Source organism: Mesorhizobium sp. M7A.F.Ca.US.014.04.1.1 (assembly GCF_003998745.1).
Lineage (GTDB): Bacteria > Pseudomonadota > Alphaproteobacteria > Rhizobiales > Rhizobiaceae > Mesorhizobium > Mesorhizobium ciceri.
On sequence record NZ_RZRW01000692.1, the window covers coordinates 1 to 2,722 of the forward strand.

Sequence of the window (2,722 nt, forward strand, 5' to 3'; positions counted from 1 at the left end):
GGATGGGCGATTTCAACATGGAGCCGGGCAGCGCCGAATATCGCCGCATCGTCGGCAGCACGCCCTACCATCGGGGTGCCGCCTATCTCAGCGGTTTCGTCGATGCCGCCGCCGTTGCCGGGGAGCCAGTTCCGGACTTCCACACCCATGTGAAGACCATCGACGGCAGATTGGCAAAGCGCCGGCTCGACCATTGCTTCGTCGGCGGCATGTTCGCCGGGCGGGTGCGTTCGATCTGTGCCGATATCGACGAGGTTGCGTCGGATCATTTTCCGTTGCGGGTCGACATCGACCTGGAAACGCCCGGCATTGCCACATGACGCTTTTCGTCTTTTTCGCAGTGCTTGCCGCCGCCGCCATGCACGCGATCTGGAACGCGCTGGTCAAGGTCCATCTCGACCGCTTCCTGTCGATCACGCTGATGACGCTCGGCATGGGCGCGGCGGCACTCGTGGTGCTGCCCTTCGTCGAAGTGCCGAAGGCGGAGGTGTGGCCCTACATCATCGCCTCCGTCATTTTCCACATGGGCTACCGCACCTTCCTGATCGGCGCCTACAAGGCCGGCGATTTCGCCCAGACTTATCCGCTGGCGCGGGGCACCGCACCTCTGCTCTCGGCCTTTGGCGGCATGTTCGTCGTTGCCGAGATTCCCGGCCCGTTCGCCATGCTCGGCATCTTCCTGTTGTCGGCCGGCACGCTGGTGATGTCGTTTCGTGGCGGCGCACATCTGGAAAAACTCAATCTGCGCGCGGTTGGCTTCGCACTGGGCACTTCCATCTTCATTGCCAGTTACACGCTGTCCGACGGCAGCGGCGCACGGCTGGCGGCAACCGCGCAGAGCTATGCAGCCTGGCTGTTCATCTGCGATGCTTTTGGCGCCTTGGTGCTGTGCCTCATCTTCCGCGGGCCGAAGGCGCTGCCGGTGTTGGCGCGCGACTGGAAGGCAGGGCTGTTCACGGGCGTGCTCAGCGGCGCCGCCTACTGGATCGTCATGTGGGCGATGACCAAGGCGCCGATCGCCTCCGTGGCCTCGCTGCGCGAAACCTCGATCCTGTTTGCCATGATGATCTCGGTCTTCGCTCTCGGCGAAAAAATGACCGGCTGGCGCGGTGCCGCCGCGCTCAGCATCGTCGCCGGTGTCGTTGCGCTCAGGCTCGGCTGATTTCGACCCTAATTGAGTACGGTCATCAACTGGCCACGTCGTTCCGGACTGAAACGGATGACGACGATGATGCAGATGGCGACCACGCCTGCGAACAGCGCCAGGGCATAGCCATAGCTGCCTCCGGCGCTTTCCGCGATTCCTGCCTGATAGGGGCCGCCATAGGACGCGGCGAGATTGCCCGCCTGATAGATAAAGCCGGGCAAGGTCGCCCGCACCGCCCCGGGCGAAAGCTCGTTGAGGTGCACGGGGATGACGCCCCAGGCGCCCTGGACCGCGACCTGCATGACGAAGGCGCCGATGGCGAGCATGAACGGCGTGGTCGAGTAGGCCCATAGCGGGATCGACGGCAAGGCGATCAGGCAGGCCAGCGTGATGGCGTTGACGCGGCCGATCTTTTCGGACAGCGCGCCGAATGCCAGGCCGCCGACGATGGCGCCGATATTGGCGACGATGGTGATCCAGCTCACCGTATGCGGATCGAAGCCGTGCTGCTTCTTCAGGAAGGTCGGGTAGAGGTCCTGCGTGCCATGACTGAAGAAATTGAAGAACATCATCAGCACGACGGCATAGAGCGCGACACCCCAGTGTTTCTGCAGGGTTTCCCACATGCCCGGTCGAGCCGTCTTCTGCGCTTCGACGAAGGCCGGCGATTCCGGCACATGCGAGCGGATGAAGAGCACAATCAGCGCCGGCACGAAGCTGAGCAGGAACATGGCGCGCCAGCCGATCGTGTAGCCGCCGATCGTCTGCTGATAGAGCAGGCCATAGACCACCGCCGCCAGCAGATAGCCGGCCGGATAGCCGCATTGCAGGATGCCGGAGACCATGCCGCGTGCGCTCGGCGGAATGGATTCCATGGCCAGCGAACTGCCAAGCCCCCATTCGCCGCCCATGGCGATGCCGAACAGCGCGCGCAGGGCGAGGAAGATGCCGAGATTGGGTGAGAAGGCGGCCAGCGCGCCGATCACCGAATAGCTCACGATGTTGAGCATGAGGATCGGCTTGCGCCCGTACTTGTCGGCAAGCATGCCGAAGAAGAACGCGCCGATGAAGCGTGTGGCCAAGGTCAGGAACAGCGCCTTGGAGACCGCGGGCACGTCGGCGTGGAATTCGGTCGCGATATCGGTGAGCAGGAATGTCAGAAGGAAGAAATCGAAAGCATCGAGCGTCCAGCCCAGGAACGAGGCGAGGACGGTCTTCTTCTGCTGCGAATTAAGGGGCAAATCTTCCTCCTCCACCATCATCGATGTGAGGAATTATCAGCCAGTTCAGGGAAGACCGGTGGTCACTTTTTCGCGCGGCTCATTTGATCGAACGCCCCTGAGGTGCGATGAGGAGCGACCGGTGCCATCTGTCGATGAACTCGATCGTGGCTTGATGGTGAGTCTAGATTTCGAGATCAAACACCATCAGCCCGTCCGTGCCGCCTTCCAGGGCAGCGACCAGGCGTGCGCCGGCGCGCTGGTGCGCTTCATGCGCAAGATAGGCATCGCGCGCGGCAGCATCGCGGAAGTCGATGGTGAAGCCATGGGTGAAGCCGCGCGCGATCGGCTCGGG

3 protein-coding genes and 1 pseudogene are annotated in these 2,722 nt (G+C 63.0%); 2 read left to right on the forward strand and 2 right to left on the reverse strand.

The window, feature by feature from the left end; genetic code table 11:
• Together EOA22_RS30030 and EOA22_RS30035 are read left to right on the forward strand one after the other, a co-directional pair.
• Positions 1-320 (forward strand): annotated as a pseudogene (locus tag EOA22_RS30030) (EEP domain-containing protein); the annotation flags it as partial.
• Positions 317-1,162 (forward strand): EamA family transporter, encoded by an 846-nt coding sequence (locus tag EOA22_RS30035; protein WP_013529691.1) that lies wholly within the window; start codon positions 317-319, stop codon positions 1,160-1,162. The pseudogene EOA22_RS30030 and the gene EOA22_RS30035, both read left to right, overlap by 4 nt.
• 8 nt (positions 1,163-1,170) lie before the next feature.
• Here the strand turns inward: EOA22_RS30035 and EOA22_RS30040 are convergent, their stop codons facing one another.
• The gene (locus EOA22_RS30040; protein ID WP_024502755.1) at positions 1,171-2,388 is read right to left on the reverse strand and encodes an MFS transporter; all 1,218 of its coding nucleotides are present in this window, start codon (positions 2,386-2,388) and stop codon (positions 1,171-1,173) included.
• A gap of 163 nt (positions 2,389-2,551) precedes the next feature.
• Positions 2,552-2,722 (reverse strand): Dabb family protein (locus EOA22_RS30045; RefSeq protein WP_164756014.1); only part of this gene is annotated, 171 nt, incomplete at its 5' end.